Annotated in this window: 15 protein-coding genes and 1 pseudogene; 4 read left to right on the plus strand and 12 right to left on the minus strand. The window is 68.6% G+C overall.

The window, feature by feature from the left end:
* Positions 1 to 98: 98 nt before the first annotated feature.
* Positions 99 to 245: pseudogene (locus tag ACTWPT_RS38215) on the minus strand (RICIN domain-containing protein); the annotation flags it as partial.
* An 851-nt stretch (positions 246 to 1,096) separates the two neighbouring features.
* Between ACTWPT_RS38215 and ACTWPT_RS38220 the strand changes: the two are divergent.
* The 4 genes from ACTWPT_RS38220 (at position 1,097) to ACTWPT_RS38235 (ending at position 8,445) form a co-directional block, all read left to right on the plus strand.
* Positions 1,097 to 3,823 (plus strand): beta-L-arabinofuranosidase domain-containing protein, encoded by a 2,727-nt coding sequence (locus ACTWPT_RS38220; RefSeq protein ID WP_443182396.1) that lies wholly within the window; start codon positions 1,097 to 1,099, stop codon positions 3,821 to 3,823.
* Positions 3,824 to 3,828: 5 nt separating this feature from the next.
* Positions 3,829 to 5,841 carry an RICIN domain-containing protein gene (locus ACTWPT_RS38225; protein ID WP_443182397.1) on the plus strand — a complete coding sequence of 671 codons (2,013 nt, stop codon included), beginning with the start codon at positions 3,829 to 3,831 and terminating at the stop codon, positions 5,839 to 5,841.
* Between the two features lie 15 nt (positions 5,842 to 5,856).
* A complete protein-coding gene (locus ACTWPT_RS38230; protein ID WP_443182398.1) occupies positions 5,857 to 7,311 on the plus strand; it encodes a non-reducing end alpha-L-arabinofuranosidase family hydrolase in 1,455 nt (484 codons plus the stop codon).
* A 111-nt stretch (positions 7,312 to 7,422) separates the two neighbouring features.
* The gene (locus ACTWPT_RS38235) at positions 7,423 to 8,445 is read left to right on the plus strand and encodes a LacI family DNA-binding transcriptional regulator (protein WP_443182399.1); all 1,023 of its coding nucleotides are present in this window, start codon (positions 7,423 to 7,425) and stop codon (positions 8,443 to 8,445) included.
* A 44-nt stretch (positions 8,446 to 8,489) separates the two neighbouring features.
* Here the strand turns inward: ACTWPT_RS38235 and ACTWPT_RS38240 are convergent, their stop codons facing one another.
* The 11 genes from ACTWPT_RS38240 to ACTWPT_RS38290 form a co-directional block, all read right to left on the minus strand.
* Positions 8,490 to 9,185, minus strand: a complete 696-nt coding sequence (locus ACTWPT_RS38240; RefSeq protein ID WP_443182400.1) for a DedA family protein — start codon at positions 9,183 to 9,185, stop codon at positions 8,490 to 8,492.
* A gap of 264 nt (positions 9,186 to 9,449) precedes the next feature.
* The gene (locus ACTWPT_RS38245; RefSeq protein WP_443182401.1) at positions 9,450 to 10,913 is read right to left on the minus strand and encodes a sensor histidine kinase; all 1,464 of its coding nucleotides are present in this window, start codon (positions 10,911 to 10,913) and stop codon (positions 9,450 to 9,452) included.
* A complete protein-coding gene (locus tag ACTWPT_RS38250) occupies positions 10,910 to 11,626 on the minus strand; it encodes a response regulator transcription factor (protein ID WP_127932343.1) in 717 nt (238 codons plus the stop codon). The genes ACTWPT_RS38245 and ACTWPT_RS38250 overlap by 4 nt, the downstream gene beginning before the upstream one ends.
* 51 nt (positions 11,627 to 11,677) lie before the next feature.
* The gene (locus ACTWPT_RS38255) at positions 11,678 to 13,624 is read right to left on the minus strand and encodes an ArnT family glycosyltransferase (RefSeq protein ID WP_443182402.1); all 1,947 of its coding nucleotides are present in this window, start codon (positions 13,622 to 13,624) and stop codon (positions 11,678 to 11,680) included.
* Positions 13,621 to 14,862: a glycosyltransferase gene (locus tag ACTWPT_RS38260; RefSeq protein WP_443182403.1), complete on the minus strand. Its 1,242-nt coding sequence runs from the start codon at positions 14,860 to 14,862 to the stop codon at positions 13,621 to 13,623. The genes ACTWPT_RS38255 and ACTWPT_RS38260 overlap by 4 nt, the downstream gene beginning before the upstream one ends.
* A 159-nt stretch (positions 14,863 to 15,021) precedes the next feature.
* Positions 15,022 to 16,302: a glycosyltransferase 87 family protein gene (locus ACTWPT_RS38265; RefSeq protein WP_443182404.1), complete on the minus strand. Its 1,281-nt coding sequence runs from the start codon at positions 16,300 to 16,302 to the stop codon at positions 15,022 to 15,024.
* A 409-nt stretch (positions 16,303 to 16,711) separates the two neighbouring features.
* A complete protein-coding gene (locus ACTWPT_RS38270) occupies positions 16,712 to 17,878 on the minus strand; it encodes a sensor histidine kinase (RefSeq protein ID WP_443182405.1) in 1,167 nt (388 codons plus the stop codon).
* Positions 17,875 to 18,579, minus strand: coding sequence for a response regulator transcription factor (locus tag ACTWPT_RS38275; protein WP_443182406.1), 705 nt, complete (start codon positions 18,577 to 18,579; stop codon positions 17,875 to 17,877). Before ACTWPT_RS38275 ends, ACTWPT_RS38270 begins: the two co-directional genes overlap by 4 nt.
* The gene (locus ACTWPT_RS38280) at positions 18,551 to 19,753 is read right to left on the minus strand and encodes a glycosyltransferase (RefSeq protein ID WP_443182442.1); all 1,203 of its coding nucleotides are present in this window, start codon (positions 19,751 to 19,753) and stop codon (positions 18,551 to 18,553) included. The genes ACTWPT_RS38275 and ACTWPT_RS38280 overlap by 29 nt, the downstream gene beginning before the upstream one ends.
* Positions 19,639 to 20,628, minus strand: coding sequence for a DMT family transporter (locus ACTWPT_RS38285; RefSeq protein WP_443182407.1), 990 nt, complete (start codon positions 20,626 to 20,628; stop codon positions 19,639 to 19,641). The genes ACTWPT_RS38280 and ACTWPT_RS38285 overlap by 115 nt, the downstream gene beginning before the upstream one ends.
* Positions 20,625 to 21,317 (minus strand): DUF998 domain-containing protein, encoded by a 693-nt coding sequence (locus tag ACTWPT_RS38290; protein WP_443182408.1) that lies wholly within the window; start codon positions 21,315 to 21,317, stop codon positions 20,625 to 20,627. The genes ACTWPT_RS38285 and ACTWPT_RS38290 overlap by 4 nt, the downstream gene beginning before the upstream one ends.
* Positions 21,318 to 21,444: the final 127 nt, after the last annotated feature.

Raw genomic sequence — 21,444 nt, forward strand, 5'->3', positions numbered from 1 at the left:
CACCCCCGGTGCGACCCTCCCTCGACCCCCGTGGGGAGACCGAGGGAGGGTGAGCCACGCCCGTCCGAAGCGGCCGGGTGTGGCTCACCCGTGCTGTTGAGGCGCCACTGCTGGTTGGCATTGCCGTTGTAGCTCCCCTGCTTGAGCACCGAGCCGGAGGGGACGTTGCCGCCGCTGTCCAGCACCAGACCGGTGGTGACGTTCGTGATCCATACGTGGCTCGCCGGCGGGCCGGACGCGGTCATGCGATACGTGCGCCCGGCTTGGCCGGTCAGTGCGATGACGTCGGACTTGGGCCTGGTGCCACCGACGGTGCGAGACAGAAACTTAACCCTTGATCCGTCGCAAGTTACCTGTTGCCAACCGGTAACTTCTGTGAAACTTTCACATGCACGAGCAGTGCGGCGCGATCTCCTGGGAGGCAAAACTCCAGGCGGGAAGGCGTTCCGATGGCAACGCCCAGGCCGGCGAGGGTTCCCCTCGTTGACGCCGGGCCGGACCGTCGGATGTACTCCGCGACAACGCGCTCAACGGAGTAGGCCACACAGCTCTCTGCAGGATCGGTTGTTAACGCTAACAGATTTCGTGGCCCATCTGCGATCTAGTCAAGGAGCCCTGGATGTCCCCCCTCATCCCCGGCGACGGCGACGGACACACCGTTCGCTGGTATGCCATGGTCGCCACAGCGCCATATCAGTCAACGGCTCGATGCGCATTGGCCTCCAGAACAGCCATGGCGGCCGCGGCTCCGCATAGCCCCCTGGCAGGATTCGCACCGCGAGCCGACCCCGCCTTCTCTCGCGTGGCCGGATTGGCCAACGGCGACTGGTCGTCGTTCCGGTCGCACAGCTTCCCGGCCTCTCACCTGGCACCGAGGCTACATGCTGCGCGTCGACCCGATCAGCTCCTCGTCGAGCGCCGCGACCGCCAAGACCCCGACCTGGGTGACCTCACTACCGAAATGTTAACGCTAACACATCCGCCGAGAGCGGCATCTCCACGCCGACAACCATGGGCAGCCTCACCGAGAGCCTGACCCGGTGAACACGCGACCGGCGGGGGCCGGTCACCGCCCCCCATCTCCAAGGAGCTCCGCATGTCCTTGAGTCGTCGCCAGATCTTTCAGGCCGCGGGCGCGACCGCCGCACTCTCGGTCGCCGGCCAGGTAGCCGGCACATCCCCTGCTCTGGCCGCACTCCCCTGGGCCAGATCCGACATCGGCGTCTCGGCCTACGAGTTCGACCTCGGCCAGGTCCGGCTGACCTCCGGCCGTTGGCTGGACAACCAGAACCGCACGCTGAACTACCTGCGCTTCGTCGATGTCGACCGGCTGATGTACGTCTTCCGGGCCAACCACCGGCTGTCCACCAACGGCGCGGCGGCCAACGGCGGCTGGGACGCGCCGAGCTTCCCGTTCCGGTCCCACATGCAGGGCCATTTCCTGACGGCGTGGGCGCAGGCCTACGCCGTGCTCGGCGACACCACCTGCCGGGACAAGGCCAACTACATGGTGGCCGAGCTGGCCCGATGTCAGGCGAACAACGGCGCCGCCGGATTCACCAGCGGCTACCTGTCCGGTTTCCCCGAGTCGGACATCACGGCCGTGGAGAACCGCACCCTGACCAACGGCAACGTGCCGTACTACTGCATCCACAAGACCCTGGCCGGGCTGCTGGACGTCTGGCGGCTGATCGGCAACACCCAGGCCCGGACCGTTCTGCTGGCCCTGGCGGGGTGGGTGGACGCCCGCACGTCGCGGCTCAGCTCAAGCCAGATGCAGGCCATGCTCGGCACCGAGTTCGGCGGCATGAACGCCGTGCTGACGGACCTGTACCAGATGACCGGCGACTCCCGCTGGCTGACCACGGCCCAGCGGTTCGACCACGCGGCCGTGTTCAACCCGCTGGCCGCGAACCAGGACCAGCTCAGCGGGTTGCACGCCAACACCCAGGTGCCCAAGTGGATCGGGGCGGCCCGAGAGTACAAGGCAACGGGCACCACCCGTTACCGCGACATCGCCGCCAACGCCTGGTCCATCACCGTCGGCGCGCACACGTACGTGAACGGCTCCAACAGCCAGGCCGAGCACTTCCGCGCCCCCAACGCGATCGCCGCCCACCTGACCAGAGACACCGGCGAGGCGTGCAACACCTACAACATGCTCAAGCTGACCCGGGAGCTGTGGCTGCTGTCGCCGACCCGGGCCGACTACTTCGACTATTACGAGAACGCCCTGCTCAACCATTTGATCGGGCAGCAGAACCCGGCTGACGCACGCGGGCACGTCACCTACTTCACCCCGCTCAACCCCGGCGGACGCCGGGGTGTCGGCCCGGCCTGGGGCGGAGGCACCTGGAGCACGGACTACAACTCCTTCTGGTGCTGCCAGGGCACCGGGATCGAGACCAACACCAAGCTGATGGACTCGATCTACTTCCACAACGGCACCACCCTGTTCGTGAACCTGTTCACGCCCTCCACACTCAACTGGGGCCAGCGCGGCATCACGGTCACCCAGACAACCTCCTACCCGGCCGGCGAAACCACGTCGCTACAGGTCACCGGCAACGTGAGCGGATCGTGGACGATGCGCATCCGCATCCCCGCCTGGACCCAGGGCGCGACGATCAGCGTCAACGGCGTCCAGCAGAACATCGCCACCATGCCGGGCACCTACGCCGACCTCACCCGGTCGTGGGCGTCGGGCGACACCGTGACCGTGCGGCTGCCCATGCGGGTGGTCATGAAGGCCGCCAACGACAACCCCGACGTGCAAGCCGTCACCTACGGCCCGGTCGTGTTGTCGGGCAACTATGGCAACACCGGCCTGTCGTCGGCCCCGGCCCTGACCCCCTCCTCGATCACCCGGACCAGCACCTCCTCCCTGGCCTTCACGGCCACGGCCAACGCGGCACCTGTGCAGCTGGGCCCCTTCTACGACGCTCACGACCACAACTACGTCGTCTACTGGAACACCGGTGGCCAGGGCGGCACCGGCGCGGCGAGCTTCCGGCTGATCAACGCGGCCAGCGGGCTGGCCCTCGGCATCCAGAACATGTCCACCACCGACGGCGGCCTGGCCCTCCAGTGGACCGACAACGGCACCGCCGATCATGACTGGATCCCGGTCATCGACGGCAGTGCCCTGCGGTTCCGCAACGTGCACAGCGGCAAGGTGCTCGGCGTCGAGAACATGTCGACCGCTGACAATGCCAGGGTGCTCCAGTGGGGTGACACCGGCACCGCCGACCACCGCTGGACGATCAGCGACGTCGGCGACGGCTCCGTCAAGATCCGCAACGTCCACAGCTCCAAGCTGCTCGGCATCCAGAACGGCTCGACCGCCAACGGCGCCCAGGTGGTCCAGGACTCCGACAACGGCAGCCCGGACAATCAGTGGCGGTTCGTGCCGAACGGCGCGCGGCGCATCCAGAACGTAGGCACCGGGATGGTCCTCGGCGTCACCGACATGTCCACGGCCGACGGCGCGCTCGTCGTCCAGTGGGGCGACACCGGCACCGCCGACCACCTGTGGACGACGATCATCGACACCGGCGGCTACCTGCGGCTGCGCAATTCCCACAGCCAGAAGGTGCTGGGCGTGGAGAACATGGGCACCGCTTCCGGGTCGCGCGTCGTGCAGTGGGCCGACAACGGCACCGCCGACCATCGCTGGCGGCTGCGCTACGGGTCGGGCGCCGCCTTCCGTATCCAGTGCGCCAACGGCGGACGGGTCCTCGGCCTCGGCGGCACGTCCCAGGGCGCGCAGGTCGTGCTCGCCGACGACAACGGCGCGAACAACAACCTCTGGAGGTTCCTGTGAGGCGCGTGCTCGCGGTTCTCTCATCACTGCTTCTCGTGGTCGTGTTCCTCACGCCCCAGGCGTCGGCCGCGACGGTCGACACCAACGCGTGGTACGTGCTGGTCAACCGCAACAGCGGCAAGGCCTTGGACGTGTACAACCTGTCCACCGCCGACGGCGGCCGGATCACCCAGTGGACCCGCAACAACGGCAACCAGCAGCAGTGGCAGTTCGTCGACTCCGGCGGCGGCTACTACCGGCTGAAGTCCCGGCACTCCGGCAAGGTTCTGGACGTCTACAACTTCTCCACCGCCAACGGCGCGAACATCGTCCAATGGTCTGACCACAACGGCACCAACCAGCAATGGAGACTGGCCGACTCCGCCGACGGCTACATCCGCCTGATCAACCGCAACAGCAACAAGGCCCTCGAAGTCCAGGGCGCCTCCACCGCCGACGGCGCCAACATCGTCCAATACGACGACTGGGGCGGCAACAACCAGCAATGGCAACTCGTCCAGGTCGGCAGCAATCCGGATCCGGGCAGCAACTACACCAACCCGGTCGTCTGGCAGGACTTCGCCGACGGCGACATCATCCGGGTCGGCGACGCCTACTACTACTCGGCCTCGACGATGCACTACTCGCCGGGCGCGCCGATCCTGCGCTCCTACAACCTGGTCGACTGGGAGTACGCCGGCCATTCGGTCCCGAGGCTCGACTTCGACTCGAGCGCCTACGACCTCAACGGCGGCCGGGCGTACGTGAAGGGCATCTGGGCCTCGACCCTGAACTACCGGCCCAGCAACAGCACCTACTACTGGATCGGCTGCGTCGAGTTCAACCGAACCTACGTCTACACCGCCTCCGCCGTCGACGGCACGTGGACCAAACGCTCGCAGATCAACAACTGCTACTACGACGCCGGCCTGCTGATCGACACCAACGACACCATGTATGTCGCCTACGGCAACGGCACCATCAGCGTCGCCCAACTCTCGGCCGACGGGCTCAGCCAGGTGCGCGCCCAGCAGGTGTTCCAGACCCCGAGCAGCGTCGGCACCTTGGAGGGCGCCCGCTTCTACAAGCGCAACGGCTACTACTACATCTGGCTGACCCGCCCCGCCAACGGCCAGTACGTGCTCCGCTCCACCTCGCCATGGGGCCCGTACGAGATGCGCCAGGTCCTGCTCGACATGCCCGGCCCCATCTCCGGCGGCGGCGTCCCCCACCAGGGCGGGCTCGTCCAGACCCAGAACGGCGACTGGTACTACATGTCGTTCGTCGACGCCTACCCCGGCGGCCGCGTCCCGGCGCTCGCACCGATCACCTGGACCGGCGACTGGCCGACCGTGCAGACCGTCAACGGCGGCTGGGGCGTCAACTACCCCAAGCCGAACATCCAGACCAGCCGGACCGTGGCGTCCATGATCGGGCCCGACACCTTCTCCTCGGGCAGCCTCGGGCACCGCTGGGAGTGGAACCACAACCCCGACACCAGCCGCTTCTCCACCGGCAACGGCCTGCGCCTGCAGACCGCGACAGTCACAGGCGACCTCTACAACGCCCGTAACACGCTGACCCACCGCATCCAGGGCCCGTCATCGACGGCGACGATCGAGCTCGACTACTCGCAGATGGCCAACGGCGACCGCGCCGGGCTGGCCATGCTGCGCGACCAGTCGGCCTGGATCGGCGTCAAGCGCGACAACGGCGTCAACCGGGTCGTGATGACCAACGGGCTGACCATGAACAGTTCGTGGCAGACCACCGGCACCGGCACCGAGGCGGCGAGCGCGAACATCTCGGGCGGCCGGATCTGGCTGCGGGTCAGCGCCGACATCCGGCCGGGTTCCGGCAGGCAGGCCCGCTTCTCCTACAGCACCGACGGCAGCACCTTCGTGAGCCTCGGCCCGGCCTTCACCTTGAACAACGCCTGGCAGTTCTTCATGGGCTACCGCTTCGGAATCTTCAACTACGCCACCCAGTCCCTCGGAGGGGCCGTCACCGTACGCCGCTTCGACCTCACCACCCCCTGACAGAAAGGTACAGACGTGAAAGTCAGATCCCTGGCCGTCCTCGCGACGCTGGCCACCTTACTGGCGAGCCTGTTCGTCGCCCTTCAGACTCAGGCCGCCAACGCGGCCACCGTCGACACCACCGCCTGGTACGTCCTGGTCAACCGCAACAGCGGCAAGGCCCTGGACGTCTACAACCTCGCGACGAACGACGGCGCCCGCATCACCCAGTGGACCCGCAACAACGGCAACCAGCAGCAGTGGCAGTTCGTCGACTCCGGCGGAGGCTACTACCGCATCAAGTCCCGCCACTCCGGCAAGATGCTCGACGTCTATAACTGGTCAACCGCCAACGGCGGCGCGATCGTGCAATGGTCCGACACCAACGGCACCAACCAGCAGTGGCGGCTGGCCGACAGCTCGGACGGCCATGTGAGGTTCATCTCGCGCCACAGCAACAAGGCCCTGGAGGTCCAGGGCGCCTCCACCGCCGACGGCGCGAACATCGTCCAGTACGACGACTGGGGCGGCGCCAACCAGCAATGGCAGCTCGTCAAGGTCGATGGCGGCGGCAACCCGGGTCAATGTGATCTTCCGTCGACGTACCGCTGGACATCGACGGGCCCGCTGGCGCAGCCGAAGTCGGGATGGGTCTCGCTCAAGGACTTCACCGTCGCCCCCTACAACGGCAAGCACCTCGTCTACGCCACGACGCACGACTTCGGCACGAGCTGGGGCTCGATGAACTTCAGCCTCTTCACCAACTGGTCCGAGATGGCCTCGGCCAGCCAGAACACGATGAACTCCTCGACTGTCGCGCCCACGCTCCTCTACTTCGCCCCCAAGAACATCTGGGTGCTCGCCTACCAGTGGGGCGGGACCGCCTTCTCGTACAGGACCTCCAGCGACCCCACCAACCCGAATGGCTGGTCATCGCAGCAGGTGCTCTCCACCGCGAGCATCTCAGGCTCCGGAACAGGCCCCATCGACCAGACGCTCATCGGTGACAGCACGAACATGTACCTGTTCTTCGCCGGGGACAACGGCAAGATCTACCGGGCCAGCATGCCCATCGGGAACTTCCCGGGCAGTTTCGGCACCACAGCGACGGTGATCATGAGCGACACGACGAACAACCTGTTCGAAGCCGTCCAGGTCTATAAGCTCCAGGACCAGAACAAATACCTCATGATCGTCGAGGCGATCGGCTCGCAGGGCCGCTACTTCCGCTCGTTCACCGCCACCAGTCTGAACGGTTCGTGGACACCCCAGGCCGCCACCGAGAGCAACCCCTTCGCCGGCAAGGCCAACAGCGGCGCCACCTGGACCAACGACATCAGCCACGGCGAACTGATCCGCACCAGCGCCGATCAGACCATGACCGTCGATCCCTGCAACCTGCAGTTGCTCTACCAGGGACGAAGCCCCAACTCCGGCGGCGACTACGGCCTCCTGCCCTACCGGCCGGGTCTGCTGACACTGCAGCGCTAATAGCGTGACAGGTCCGGCTGGAGCCGGCGTGGCGGGCTCGGTGCAAGGCCGAGCCCGCCCGGGTCATGCGGCACCGGCGGCCTCCCCACACTCCGTGACTAGACTGCCGCCATGACCACGGAGTCGTCCCCTCTTACCATCGCTCAGCTCGCCGAGCTGGCCGGAGTCTCCACCGCGACGGTCTCCAAGGTCGTGAACGGCCGTTCCGAGGTGTCGTCAGAAACCCGCGCCGCCGTGGAGGAGCTCATCCGCCGGCACGGCTACCGGCGACAGCGCCGCCGTTCCACGCCGACGGCCCTGGTGGAACTCGTCTTCCATGCGCTGGAGGGCGACTATCCCGTCGAGATCACCAAAGGCGTCGCGGAGGCCGCCCGTAAGCACGACCTCACGGTGGCGATATCGGACCTGCACGGTGACCACACCGCCGCAGACGCCTGGCTGGAGAGTGTGCTGCGGCGCCGCCCGAGCGGCGTGATCGCAGTGTTCTCGGGCCTGACCGAGACCCACCATGAACAGCTCGCCCGCCGCGAGATCCCGCTGGTCCTGCTGGATCCGGCCGACGCTCCCGCGCGGAACATCCCCTCGGTCGGCGCCGGCAACTGGAACGGCGGGCTCACGGCCACCCGCCACCTCCTGGAGCTCGGGCATCGCCGCATCGCCATCATCACCGGACCCGACTCCGCGCTGCCCAGCCGGGCCCGTCTCGACGGCTACCGAACCGCCCTCGACATGGCCGGCGTGCCCGTCGACCTTGAGCTGATCGGCCGGGGGGACTTCCTCATCGAGGGCGGTCTGGCCGAAGCGCACCGCATGCTGCGCCTGCCCGACCGGCCAACCGCGATCTTCGCCACGAACGACGGCCAGGCCATCGGCGTCTACCACGCGGCCCGTCAGCTCGGCCTGCGCATCCCGGACGATCTCAGCGTCATCGGCTTCGACGACATGCCGTCGGTGCGGTGGGCCATTCCACCGCTGACCACCATCCGCCAGCCCCTCGCCAAGATGGCCGCCGCGGCAACCTCGATGCTGCTGACGCTGACCCATGGCGAGCAACTGCCCCAGAGCCGCGTCGAGTTGGCCACCGAACTCGTCGTACGCGAGAGCACCGGGCCTCCCCTACTCCCAACCGCCTGAGCCGAAGCGCGGCCTCCAAGGGGCAGCACCGTCCGGCGCCCAGCTCACCCACGAGCGCGGGGACGCCGGTCGCCGTGATCTCCTTCACCAGGCTTTCCTCGAGTTGGGGTGCCGTCAAGAACTGCGCGACGAGCCGCATGGCGGCCTTTGTACCGCTCGGCCAGCCGTACCCCGACGAAGACCAGCACCGCCGCCACCACCATGGCGATCACCACGTTCGTGCCGAGGCCGACGTAGGTCTCGACCCGTGACCAGTTCTCGCCCAGGAAATACCCGGCCAGCACGAAGACGGTGTTCCAGATCAGGCTCCCGACCGTCGTCAGCAGGGTGAACGTGGGCAGCGGCATCCGCTCCACGCCCGCCGGGATCGAGATGAGGCTGCGGAAGAGGGGGATCATCCGGCCGAAGAACACCGTCTTGCGGCCGTGGCGCTGGAACCAGGCCTCGCTCTTCTCGATGTCGGACACCTTCACCAGCGGCAGCTTGGCGGCGATGGCCAGCACCCGCTCGCGGCCCAGCAGCGCCCCGACCCAGTACAGCGCCAGCGCGCCGATCACCGAGCCGAGGGTCGTGCACACCAGCACCTCCAGCAGGCCCATCTCGCCTCGGCCGGCGGTGAAGCCCGCCAACGGCAGGATCACCTCGCTGGGCAGGGGTGGGAACAGGTTCTCCAGCGCGATCGCGAGGCCCGCCCCAGGGGCCCCGAGACTCTCCATCAGTCCAACGAGCCAATCAGTCATGAGGGTAAGACTCAAAGACGAACGTGGGAACGGCCTGGGAAAGCGCTGTGATTCATCCGTCAGTGCACCCATAAAGCGTCTCGCCGCCCGATGTGAGCACGGACTTGCAGTTCAGCTCGATCCACTGGGGGTCCCTGTAGTCCGGGACATTTCGGTCGGATTTGCCTGGCCTGTACTGATGCAGGGAGGGCCGCTTCCCAGCGTTGCTCGTCGATTTCCCGCACACCTGGCCAAACGACGCACAACCCGTGTCGGTCGCCCGGCCTAGGACCAGGGAAGCAGCACGGTGAAGTGAGCGCCTTCGCCGGGTGCCGTCCGGAGTTCGACGCGGCCGCCGTGGGCCTCCAGGATCGCGGCGGTGATGGCCAGGCCGAGCCCGGTGCCGCCGCGTGTGCGGGAGCGGGCCTCGTCGACCCGGTAGAACCGGTCGAAGATGTTCGGCGCGGCCTCCAGCGGCACGCCGGGCCCGTCGTCGATCACTTCCAGTACGACGCGGCCGCGCGATTCCAGGCTCCCCGCGGCGGCCACAGGAGGTCCTGGCTGTTTGGCGGGCATGCCTACGCGGACGTATACGGGCGTGCCGGGCGGGGTGTGGGCCATGGCGTTGCTGACGAGGTTCGTGATCACCTGGCGCATCCGATGTTCGTCCACCGTGACGCGGACCGGTTTGCCGGCGCTTTCCAGGATCAGTGGCCGCTCCGGGTCGCGGGCTTTGGCGTCGTGCACGGCGTCCTCGACGAGCGTGCGGATGTCCAGTTCGGCCAGGTCCAGCGCGCGTTCCTGGTCCAGCCGGGCCAGCAGCAGCATGTCGTCGACCAGCCGGCCCAGCCGGACCGCCTCGTCCTCGATCCGGCCCATCAGCCGGTCCACGTCGGCCCGGTCCGGCGCGCCGCCGCGGCGGTTCAGCTCGGCGAAGCCGCGGATCGACGTCAGCGGGGTGCGCAGTTCGTGCGAGGCGTCCATGACGAACCTGCGCAGCCGCGCCTCGGACTGCTCCCGCTGGCGCAGCGCGGCGGAAAGCCTGCCGACCATGGTGTTCAGGGCGCCGCCGAGCCGGCCGACCTCGGTACGCGGATCCGACGCGACCCGCAGATCGAGGTGGCCGCCGGCGATGTCCTCCGCGGTCTTCTCGATCTTGGTCAACGGCCGCAGTCCCAGCCGTACCAGCAAGAACCCACCCACGCCGAGGGCGAGCAGCACGGTGATCCCGACCCCGGCCTCGATCCAGATCAGCCGCGTCACGGTCACCTCGGTGGTCTCCGTCGACTGCGCGGCCACGACGATCCGCGGCCCTTCGGGCGTCGTCCGCCGCGACACCAGGACGCGCCACCCGGCGCCGCCCCGCCTGTCGTCGACCGTGAACGGACGCTCGTCGTACTGGCCGATGGTGGTCGAGTTGATCACCGGCAGAACCGGCCCGTCCGCGGTGACCGGGGCGGACAACTCCGGCGTCCCGTTGTCGTAGAGCACCAGGACCGCGAAGTCCGTGGGCAGACCGTCAGACTGGCGCTGAAGGTCGTCCGGCGACGGCGACGACCCTCCCGGGCGGCCGTCCACCCGCTGCGCGAAATCCCTGAGCTGGTCGTCCATTCGGGCGATCATCGACGTGCGGAGCAGCACAACGCTCGCGACCCCGATGGTGCCCACGCCGACGGTAGCCAGCACCAGCAAGACCATGACCAGGCGCGCCCGTAGTGTCCACGGCCTGCGCCACCGGTTCTTGCTCAACGCTCTTCCCTGGGCAACCGCAGTGAGTAGCCGACGCCCCGGATGGTGTGGATCAGCGGCGGTTCCACCGAGTCGATCTTGCGGCGCAGATAGCTGATGTACGACTCGACGATCCGGCCGTCCCCGCCGAAGTCGTAGCTCCACACCCGGTCGAGGATCTGCGCTTTGCTGACCACCCGCTCGGCGTTGACCATCAGGTACCGCAACAGGTTGAACTCCGTGGGCGACAGCGGCACCAGCCGGCCGGCCCGGTGGACCTCGTGGGCGTCCTCGTCGAGCACGAGATCGGCGTACCGGAAGGTACCGCCGTCCGGCAGGACGTCGGCGCCGCCGTTGGTGCGCCGGAGGATCGCCCTCAGCCGCAGCACGACTTCCTCCAGGCTGAAGGGCTTGGTCACATAGTCGTCGCCACCGGCCGTCAGGCCCGCGATCCGGTCCGCCACGGCGTCCCGTGCGGTCAGGAAGAGCACCGGCAGCTGGTCCTGCACCGTACGGAGGCTGCGGGCGAGGTCGAAGCCGTCGGTGTCGGGCAGCATCACGTCCAGGATCACGATGTCCGGCCGGACGCGCCGGACCGTGGCCAGCGCTTCGGCTCCGCAGTCCGCCGCGTGCACGGTGAACCCGCTGAGCCGGAGCGCTGCCGACAGCAGCTCCAGGATGTTCGGTTCGTCGTCCACTACGAGGACAGTCGCCTCACCACGCTGCTGATCCACCTGACCAGCGTCGACGACGAACCTGGGAACTTCCTGAGAACGCGCTGTGAGTCATCCGACCGTGCACTCGTGAAGCGTCTCGCCCTCGCCGATCGCGGTGAGCACGGGCTTGCAGTGCTGCTCGATCCACTTGGACCGCTCGATGACCCTGTTGTCGTCCCCCATCCCGCCGCCGGCCAGCCCGCCGATGAGCACGAACCGCAGCCTGCCCGCCCGCACCCACGCGGTCAGCTGGTCCGTCGAGGGCGCGGGGTCGCGGCCGTCGAACCCGCCCATTCCGATGACGGTCTCGTCGGTGGCGACGATGTACGTGTTCGCGGCCTGGGCGCCGCCCTCGACCGCCATCGTGATCTCGGCTCCGGACGAATGTGACTTGGCGTAGTCCAGGACCTTGCGTTGGTCCGCGGTGAGTTCCCCACTGTCCAAGCCAATCGGCATCTCGTTGTCCGCCGGCCCCGCGGCCGGCAAGCTCGCGGGGGCGGTGGAGGCGAACGCACTGGCCCCCGACCACACGGCAGGTGCCAGCAATACCGCGACGAGTCCGAGCACGGGTGCCACCCTCGGGATCTTACGCAGCGCTAAGGCCGGGATCGCGGCCAGCGCGACGATCACCACCGCGTACCGCAGCCAGCCGTGCCACGAGGTGTCCCGGGAGATGACCACCCACGCCCACGCCGCGGTCACCGCGACGCCGGCGGGCAGCACGAGCCAGGTCCGTCCCTCGGGCTCCCGGTACTTCCGGAACGCCCACACTGTGCCCGCACCGACGAGTGCTCCGATCGCGGGTGCCATGACGGTGGTGTAGTACGGGTGGAAGACGCCTTTCTGGAAGCTGAACACGAGGGCGTACACCAGGAGCCAGCCGCCCCACAGCACCCAGCCCGCGCGGCCGGCGGTGTCCGCCGGGGCGGACCGGCGCCACCGCCGCAAGCCGAGCACCGCCGCCACCACCAGCGCGATCAGCGCCAACGGAAGCAGCCAGCTGATCTGCCCGCCGACGGCGTCGGCGAACATCCGATCGATACCGGACGGGCCGCCGAACGACGGACCCCCGGGGCCCCCTGGGCCACCGGGCCCGCCGGGTCCTCCGGGGCCACCTCCGCCCGGCGGGGGTGTACCGGTCGCCGCCCCGCCGTTCGCCGTTCCCTCAGCGCCGAACACGCGGCCGAGCCCGTTGTGGCCCAGCACCAGGTCCAGGGCCGTGCCGTTGGTGCTGCCGCCGATGTACGGCTTCTGGCCGGGCCACAGGTCGACCGCCACCACCCACCACAGTGAACTCGCCACCAGCACCACGGCCGCACTGGCCAGGTCGAGCACCTGACGGCGCCAAGGAGCCTTGTTGCCGACCAGGTAAGCGGCGAAAAGAGCAGGAAGGACGATGTACGCGGCCGCCATCTTCGCCAGGAAGCCGCAACCGACCAGGAAGGCCGTGAACAGCAGCCACTTCGTCCTTCTGCCTGGTTCCACCGCCTTCATCGCCCGGGTGAAGGCGTAGGCCGCCGCGACGAGCGTGAGGAGGAGCATGGTGTCGGTGTTGTTCGTCTGGGTGGTCGCCACGGTGATCGGGGTGAGCGCGAAGATCAAGGCGGCGATCAGCGCGGCGTTCTCCCCCGCCCACATCCGGACCGTCCGGTGCAGCAGGAAGATCGCCGCGACGCCTTCGATCACCTGCGGCAGCAGCACGGACCAGTTGTGGAAGCCGAAGATCCACACCGACACCACCTGCGGCCACAACGCCAGCGGCGGTTTGTCCACCGTGACCACACCGGCCGGGTCGTGCGAAGCGAATAGGAAGTTCGTGAAGTTCAACGACATCGACTTGACCGCGGCGGTGTAGTACGTGTTGCCCCAATTGCCGCTCCACAGCCCCCAGCCGTACAGCGCCGCCCCCAGCACGAGGATCGCGATGAGCGCGTACCGCGGCCGGCGCCTGGGAGGTTGCCCTGCCGGTTCGACGGGCACCGTCTGCTCCGCTTGGCCAGTGTCGGCGGCGGTCATGTGTTTCCCTTTCCCTGGTTGAAAACCCAGCCACGCAGCAGGACGAACCGGCCGGCCGTGCCCAGCACGGACGCGCCGAGCAACACGACCAGCTCGAGGAGTCGCGAGGGTGCGGCCACTGCCGAGTGCAGGACGAGCAACGCGGCTGACGTGAACGCGTAGTAGAGACAGAAAACGATGAGACCTTGCAGGTGCACCCGGCCGGACGAGCCACGGGAGCCGAGGAACGTGAACCGCCGGTTGGCCTCGGTGTTGACCATCGTGGTGATCACGAGCGCCAGCAGGTTGGCCGTCAACGGGTCCATCGCCGACCGGAAGAGCGCGTAGAGCAGCAGCGTGACCGCCGTGGACAATACGCCGATCGCACCGAACGACAACAGTTGCCAGACCAGACCGGTGTCCCGTCTGGACACCACCGCGTCCGGGTGGGACGGCTTGGGTTCCGGACGCCTTGGCAGGTCGGCGACTCTCGCTGTGCCGCCGGCTTTCGCCCTCGCCACCCGGATCAGGCCGCGGATGTCCTCGATCGCGGTCGACCCGATCTTGACCCGGGTGTCGATGTCCTCCACCCAGTCGACCGGCACCTCGTGCACCCGCAGTCCGTTGTGCTCGGCCAGCAACAGCAGTTCGGTGTCGAAGAACCAGTTGTCGTCCTTGATGTGGTCGAGCAGCGGGCGGATCACGTCTGTGCGCGCGGCCTTGAATCCGCACTGGGCGTCGGAGAACTTCGCGCCGTGGCTGAGCCGGATGATCGCGTTGTAGCACCGGGAGATCAACTCACGCTTCGGGCCGCGTACGGTCCTCGCGCCCGGGGCCAGCCGCGAGCCGATCGAGACGTCCGAGTGGCCGTTGACCAACGGAGCCACCAGGGGCAGCAACGCGTCCAACCCGGTCGACAGGTCGACGTCCATATAGGCCACCACGTCGGCGTCGCTCCATTGCCACGCCCTGCGCAGGGCACGGCCACGGCCCTTCTCGTCGAGATGCAGCACGCGGACCTGATCCGTCGCTTCGGCCAGCTCATCGGCGATCGCCAGGGTGGCGTCGGTGCTGGCGTTGTCGACGATGGTGATGGTCCACTCGAACGGGAACTGTTCCCCCAAGTACGACTGCAGGACTTCCACGCAGCCGCGCAGCGCGCGTTCCTCGTTGTACACCGGAATCACGACGTCGACCGTGGCGGCCTTTGTCGCACCGGTCAGGTCCGGCGGAGTCGCCGGGGCCGGAATGCTAATCATGACTAAAGGTTTGCCAGGTGCAACCGCGAGGAGGCTGGACAGAACCTCAAAGGAGCCTGGGACCCGGTGACATTCATACATTCTGGGATGGCAGATTTGTGCCATGGCTTTCCTTCGCCTTAAGTCCTCAACGAGGATCGGGAATGCGTATTCAGCGCATCATGAGTCGGCGTTTTCCGTGTTCTCTGCGCTCCCGGCGCGGGCGTCCCGGCGGAACTCGCGGAATGTCGCCCACAGAACGGAAACGACCGCGACCGCCATGAGCGCGGCGAGGATCCGGAACTCCAGGGTCGGCGCGTACATCTTCGCCATCTCGTCCGCGAGGACCTCGGACGCCGGGTCTCCGCCGGAAGGCGCTGCGTCTCCGCCAGGAGGAGGCTCACCGGTGAACATCTCCCCTGGCGGGCCTCCAGGAGGCCCCGAATCCGCCGCCGGGAACAGCACGGGGAGATAGGCGCAGAACGAGGCCACCTGGACGAGGACAGGCACGTACCAGAGACGGCGCGGCAGGGAGAACGCGGCGATCACGGCGAGTACCTCGGCCAGGTAGAAGTAGCGCTCGTGCATCGTCGGCAGGAGGAACGGCATCAGGACGGCCGAAGTCGCTCCCATCAGCACGATTTTCGCCGTCGTCAACTGCACCCGGCTGAGCAGTACGCCGAGGCACAGCCCGACAATCACCAGCCCGGTCACCGCGACACCGATGGGCCGGATCAGCGCCGCGTCGGCGCCCGCCGGGAGGAACTGGTAGATCGACGGCGCGTTCAGCGACAGCGCCGAATACGAGCTCGCCTGCTGCGCATATACCGACAGCAACTGTCCCAAGGGCGCTCCGGCCAGCAGCGCCGGCACGTCCAGCAGCAGGACGACCCCGGGGACGGCCAGCAGTGCCCGCCACGGCATCCACTTCTTCAGTACCAGCACCAGGAGCAGCGGGAACAGGAAGATCGCCTGCAACTTGAAGGCCAGCGACAGGCCGAAGAAGAGTCCGGCCGGCCACGGCCGCCGGCGAAGGAGGAAGTACACGCCGCCCAGGCCGAACGCGGCGTAGATGGAGTCGGCCTGCCCCCACATCCCGCTGTTGGTCGCCACGGTGGGGAGGAACAACACGATGAGGGCGGCCAGTGGCGGTAACCAGCGGCCGATGTGGCGCAGCGCGACGATGCGGTAGGTGAAGTACGCCAGTACCAGGTCGAACGCCACCGAGATGATCTTGATTCCGGCGAGCGGGGGTATCGGTAGATAGGTCAATAATGCGATCAGGTACAAATAAGGGACGTTGTAGTCCGCAAAACGGTGCTTGAGGGCGCCGAATCCACCATGTGTGGAGATGAAGTCATACCAGCTTTTGACAAAGAATTTGTAGTCGAAGGACTCGTGGTCGAACATGGCGACCCTGACCATGACCGCGATCACGGCCGCCGCGGCCACCAGTCCCATTCGGCGGAATGTTCGTTTCCGATTCTCGTCGCTGTCGACGGATTCCGTTTCTACTGACACGCCGCGACCGTAGAGTGCGTTTGTGCGAATTACCTGGAAGTTGTGCGAGTAAACCCTGAGAACCACTCTTCACGGCCCGGACATCGATGGTGGCGTTGAGTGCTCACCTGCCAGCCTGGGGCGCGCCGAAGATCGCTGACCGATCGGGTGCACGGCCACTGCAGCCGCGGGCGCCTACGGTGAGATGATTCGACGTGCCCTGCCGGATCCGATGATGGCGCTCAGTGCCCATCCAGAGCGTCACGGCGATCACGAAGGTTTACACCTTCGGGCAGAAGGTCGCCGCCGTGGCCGTCGAGTACAAGGACGTCGTCAACAGACGCCCGCCCAATACTCTTCGCAACGCCCTTCAGGCGCCGATCGGTGCCAGCGGCAGGCGGACGGTGAAGGTCGCCCCTTGGCCCAAGCCCTCGGAGGTAGCCGTGATGTTGCCGCCGTGGGCGCGGGTGATGCCGCGCGCGATGGTCAGGCCGATGCCACTGCCGCCCGCGGGGGCCGGGCGCCCGGGGTGCTCGACGCGTTCGAACCGGGTGAAGATCCGGGTGAGGTCGTGGGCGGCGATGCCGACCCCGTCGTCCTGGACGGTGATCTCCACGTGCGGGGCCGGGCCGTCGCCGGTGCGCACGGTGACCGACACCCGGCCGCCGGGATCGCAGGCACGCAGGGCGTTGCCCAGGAGGTTGACCAGCACCTGGGCGATGCGGCCTGAATCGAGCAGGGCCCTGACCGGCGGGCCGGGGGTCATGGCGAGCGTGACCTGGCCGTCGTCGAATTGGGGACGCAACTTTTCGATGGTGGTCCGCGTCAGGGCCGTCACGTCGGTGAGCGAGTGCCGCAGGGTGAACGCGCCCTCCTCGACCCGGGAGAGGTTGGACAGGTCGTCCGTGAGACGCCGCAGCCGGGTGAGATCGTCGGTAAGGGAGGCGAACATGGCGTCGTCGGGGGTGAAGATGCCGTCGGCCATTCCCTCGATCTGGCCGTTGAGGATGGTGATCGGGGTGCGCATCTCGTGGGCGATCTCCGAGACCAGGCGGGCGCGGCGCCGCTCGATGTCGGCGAGTGCGGCGGCCAGCCGGTTGACGTCCTCGACCAGTGCGGCGAGTCCCGGCTCGCGGGGAACGTTGAGGACGTCGTCGTAGTGCCCGTCGGCGAGGCGGTGGGTCGCCGCACTGACCTGGCGCAGAGGCCGGAGCAGGAACCGGGAGAACACGAGGGACAGGGCGAGCGCCGATATCAGGCCGGCGGTCAGTGCGGGCAGGACCATCTCAAAGGCGATGTTTCCTTCGTCCTGGCTGGCCAGCGCGGCCACCAGTGCTTCAAAGTCGGTACGCCCGGTGACGGGCAGCGGCTGCCCGATCACGCCGGAGGTGGCGTCCATCACCACGAGCGACACGACCAGGACCGTCATGTGGGACAGCGTCAGGCGGATGGTCAGCGGCAGCGCCGGCAGCCGTCGCACCGCGCTGCGCAGCGCTCCGGCCCAGGCGGTCCTCCGATGACGGGGCGGGCGGGTCATACGGCGGGACGGGCGAGGAAGCGGTAGCCGATGGCGCGCACCGTTCCCACGAACCGGGGCGCGCTCGCGTCGTCACCGAGCGCGCGCCGCAGCGTGCGGATGTGGACGTCCACCACGCGTTCGTCGCCGAAGAAGTCGCTGCCCCATACGTGCTCGATCAGCCCGCGGCGGGTGAACACCCGGCCCGGCGCGCGGGCCAGGGCCACCAGCAGGTCGAAGTCGAGCGCGGACAGCTCCGCCGTACGGTCGTCGTCGCAGGTGACCGTACGCGTGCCGGGGTCGATGACCAGGCCGTCGAAGCGCAGCGTCCTTTCCTCCGCGGCCTGGGCCGGGCCTTCCGCGCGGCGCAGGATGGCCCGGGCCCGCAGGGCGAGTTCACGGGCGCTGAACGGCTTGGTGACGTAGTCGTCGCTGCCCGCGGTGAAGCCGATGACCCGGTCCACCTCCTCCGTCCGGGCGGTGAGCAGGATCACCGGAACCTGGCGGGTCGCCCGGATACGGCGCAGCACCTCGAACCCGTCCAGGCCGGGCAGCATCACATCCAGCACGATCAGGTCAGGCCGTTCGCGGACGGCCGAGGCGAGGCCGGACGGGCCGTCCGCCGCCTCCAGGACTTCGAAACCGTCCGCCTCCAGATAGCCGCGCAGCGTCATCCGGATCTTGGGTTCGTCGTCAACGACCAGAATGCGCTGTGTGCTCATGGTTCTCCCTGTCACGGGCCGTCGTGAGCTTGGCCGCTTCCCGATAGAGCATTTCGAAGGTGTCCAGGGTGAGCCCGATGTCGTGGCGGGCGACGATCTCACGGCTGGCTTCGCCCATGCGCGTCCGGCCTTCGGGGTCGCCCAGGATCGAGCCGAGGGCCGCGGCCAGGGCCGGGACGTCGCCAGGCGGGAAGAGCAGGCCGTTGCGTCCTTGGTGCACCAGATGGGGCAGCGCCGTGGCGTCGGCGGCGACGACGGGCTTTCCGGCGGCCATGGCCTCCATCGTAGCCAGGCTCTGCAGTTCGGCGGTGCCGGGCATGCAGAACACGTCGCAGCGGGCGTAGGCGTCCAGGACCTCCTGGTCGCCGACCAGGCCGTGGAAGGTGACGCGGTCGGCGACGCCGAGTGCGCGGGCCAGGTCCTCCAGCTCACGGCGGCGGGAGCCGTCGCCCACGATCTCGGCCGTGACCGGGAGCCACGTGGGCAGCAGCGGCAGGGCGCGCAGGAGTTCGCCCACGTTCTTCTCCGCGTCCAGCCGGCCCACGAACAGCACGCGCGGTCCCTCGCCCTGGTTCTTCGCCGTGTGCTGTGCGAAGCGGTGCAGGTCCAGGCCACAGGACACCGGGAAGACGGCGTCACCGACGAGGCCGTGCCTGCGCATCAGCCGCACGGCGCTGGGGGTGGGGGCGGTGACGACCTGGGCGCGGTGGAAGACGCGTACGAAATCGCGCCAGGCCAGCCGGCACGTGGGGGCGGCGAGCCAGCCGGGAAGGGAGGTGTAGCCGACGAGGTTCTCCGGCATGAAGTGGTTGGTCGCCACCACCGGGATGGCCGCGTGCCGCGCGGCTCTGATCAGAGTCCGGCCCACGGCGAAGTGGGACTGCACGTGGACGACGTCGGGTGCTATCCGGTCCAGCAGCCGGGCGGCCGAGCCGCGGATCTGCCAGGGCAGGCAGACACGGAAGGTGGGATGGAACGGGGTGCCGTGTGCGGGGAGCCGGTGCACGGTCGGACCGTCGGGCGTGACGCGCTCGGGACCGGCGCCCGTGGCGGGGCAGATCACGTGGACCTCGTGGCCTCGGCCGGCGAGTCCGGTGGCCAGGCGGTGGGCGAAGTTGGCGGCGCCGTTGACGTCGGGCGGATAGGTGTCCGCGCCGATGACGATACGCCGGATGGGACTGCCGGACATGGGGTGCTCCTGTCGTGCGGAAACGGAGAGGAAGGGGGCAGCCGGGTGGGGATGTCGTGTGAGAGGCCGACGACCCCGAGGATCGCGACGGCGGCGAAGGCCAGCCCCAGGGCGGCGATCGGCACGGTCAGGCCGGGGGCCTCGCCGAGCAGGCCGATGCCGATGGTGACGGCGACCAGCGGGTCAACGACGGTGAGGGTCGCCACCGTGCTCTCGGGTGGACCGTCGGCGTACGCGCGCTGCACGAACCAGAAACCGGCCAGGATCGTCGCCGCCAGACCGGCGAGCGTGCCGAACAGCGGCGCGCTGACGCCGTGCGAGACGAACTCCTCCGTCGCCGCCCGGACCAGCGTCGAGGTGCAGCCGTAGGCGGCACCCCCGCCTATACCCAGGACCAGGCACCGGGCCCGGCCCCTGAGCGGATGGGCGACCAGCAGGCAGACGGCCATCACGGCGAACACCAGCGCACCGGCCTGGATCTGCGCCGCCACGGGGACCGGGCGGGGGACGGTGTTCAACGCGGCGAGCACCGCGAAACCGCCCGTACCGACGAGGATCGCCGCCAGCGCCGAGCCGGTGTCCCACCGCAGCGGGGCGCGGCGCAGCCGCAGCGCCCACACCACGCTGATCACGATCCCCAGCACCCCGGCCGGCTCGACCACGGTCACCGGGGCCAGTCGCAGGGCGATGACCTGCAACACCGCCCCCGCCGTCATCAGCGCCAGCCCCGCCAGCCATCGGGGCCGCCGCAGCGCGGCCACTAGGGACGCGCCACCCGCCGACGCGCTGTGCTGCAGCCAGGTCCCGGCCGTGAAGCAGCAGGCGTTCAGGACCGCCAGGCCGATGGCAAGCCAGGTCATCTGCCCTCCCGGCTCGCAGCCACGGCGCCGGCCGGTCTGCCCTCCCGGTTCGCCGCCACCGCGCCGGCCAGGATGAACAGCAGGCCCATCTCCAGCGCGAGGGTGATCCGCTCAGCCAGCCCCAGCCAACTGCCGATCTCCTGGACCAGCGAGGTCGGGTCCGGGGTCATGACGCACAGATGCGCGCACATGAAAGCGACGCAGCCGGCCACACTCGCCCACGAGGTACGACGCAATGCCCGCGCCGTCGTCTCCCACCCGGGCCGTCGTCCCAGCCGCCGGGCGATCAGCAGTGTGGCGGCCGGGAGCGCCGCCACGGCTCCACCCGCCGCGTACCGGTGCACCAGCCCTTCTATAGTGGGGACGCCCGGCGTGTCGGTCGGGAAGACCACGGCGAGGGCCAACCCGCCGCACCACGCGCCCAGCAGTACGATCGCCGGCGCGCCGACCGGCAGCCTGGACCGTACGAGTCCGGCGACCAGCGCCGTCGATCCCATCGAGAGACAGGCCACGGTCCCGGCGAAGACCTGGTCCGCGCCGTCGCTCAGCGCGTAGTCGCTGAACACGTTCCGGACGGTGTCCACCTGCTTCGCCCAGCCGAGGTGCAGGGCGGCGGCGCCGACCAGCGCCCCCGCCAGCCCGGCATGAGCCGCGACCACGAGTTTTCGTGTGAGGGGAAAGCTGTCCACACCCCACAGCGAACCGGGGCATCATGTGGCGCGTACGACTTCGACCGTGAAGCTTCTGTGAAGCAGGCGCCGTGTTCGGCAGAACCTTGGCCGCCCACTCGGCACGGCACGCCGGCCAGGCCGCGGA

The organism is Nonomuraea sp. 3N208 (assembly GCF_052245935.1).
Lineage (GTDB): Bacteria > Actinomycetota > Actinomycetes > Streptosporangiales > Streptosporangiaceae > Nonomuraea.

Coding starts and splice junctions, on each gene's coding strand:
- ACTWPT_RS38255 (WP_443182402.1), bottom strand. CDS start 13,624: ATGACCGCCGCCGACACTGGCCAAGCGGAGCAGACGGTGCCCGTCGAA.
- ACTWPT_RS38220 (WP_443182396.1), top strand. CDS start 1,097: ATGTCCTTGAGTCGTCGCCAGATCTTTCAGGCCGCGGGCGCGACCGCC.
- ACTWPT_RS38260 (WP_443182403.1), bottom strand. CDS start 14,862: ATGATTAGCATTCCGGCCCCGGCGACTCCGCCGGACCTGACCGGTGCG.
- ACTWPT_RS38270 (WP_443182405.1), bottom strand. CDS start 17,878: ATGACCCGCCCGCCCCGTCATCGGAGGACCGCCTGGGCCGGAGCGCTG.
- ACTWPT_RS38275 (WP_443182406.1), bottom strand. CDS start 18,579: ATGAGCACACAGCGCATTCTGGTCGTTGACGACGAACCCAAGATCCGG.
- ACTWPT_RS38240 (WP_443182400.1), bottom strand. CDS start 9,185: ATGACTGATTGGCTCGTTGGACTGATGGAGAGTCTCGGGGCCCCTGGG.
- ACTWPT_RS38265 (WP_443182404.1), bottom strand. CDS start 16,302: ATGGGACTGGTGGCCGCGGCGGCCGTGATCGCGGTCATGGTCAGGGTC.
- ACTWPT_RS38235 (WP_443182399.1), top strand. CDS start 7,423: ATGACCACGGAGTCGTCCCCTCTTACCATCGCTCAGCTCGCCGAGCTG.
- ACTWPT_RS38285 (WP_443182407.1), bottom strand. CDS start 20,628: ATGACCTGGCTTGCCATCGGCCTGGCGGTCCTGAACGCCTGCTGCTTC.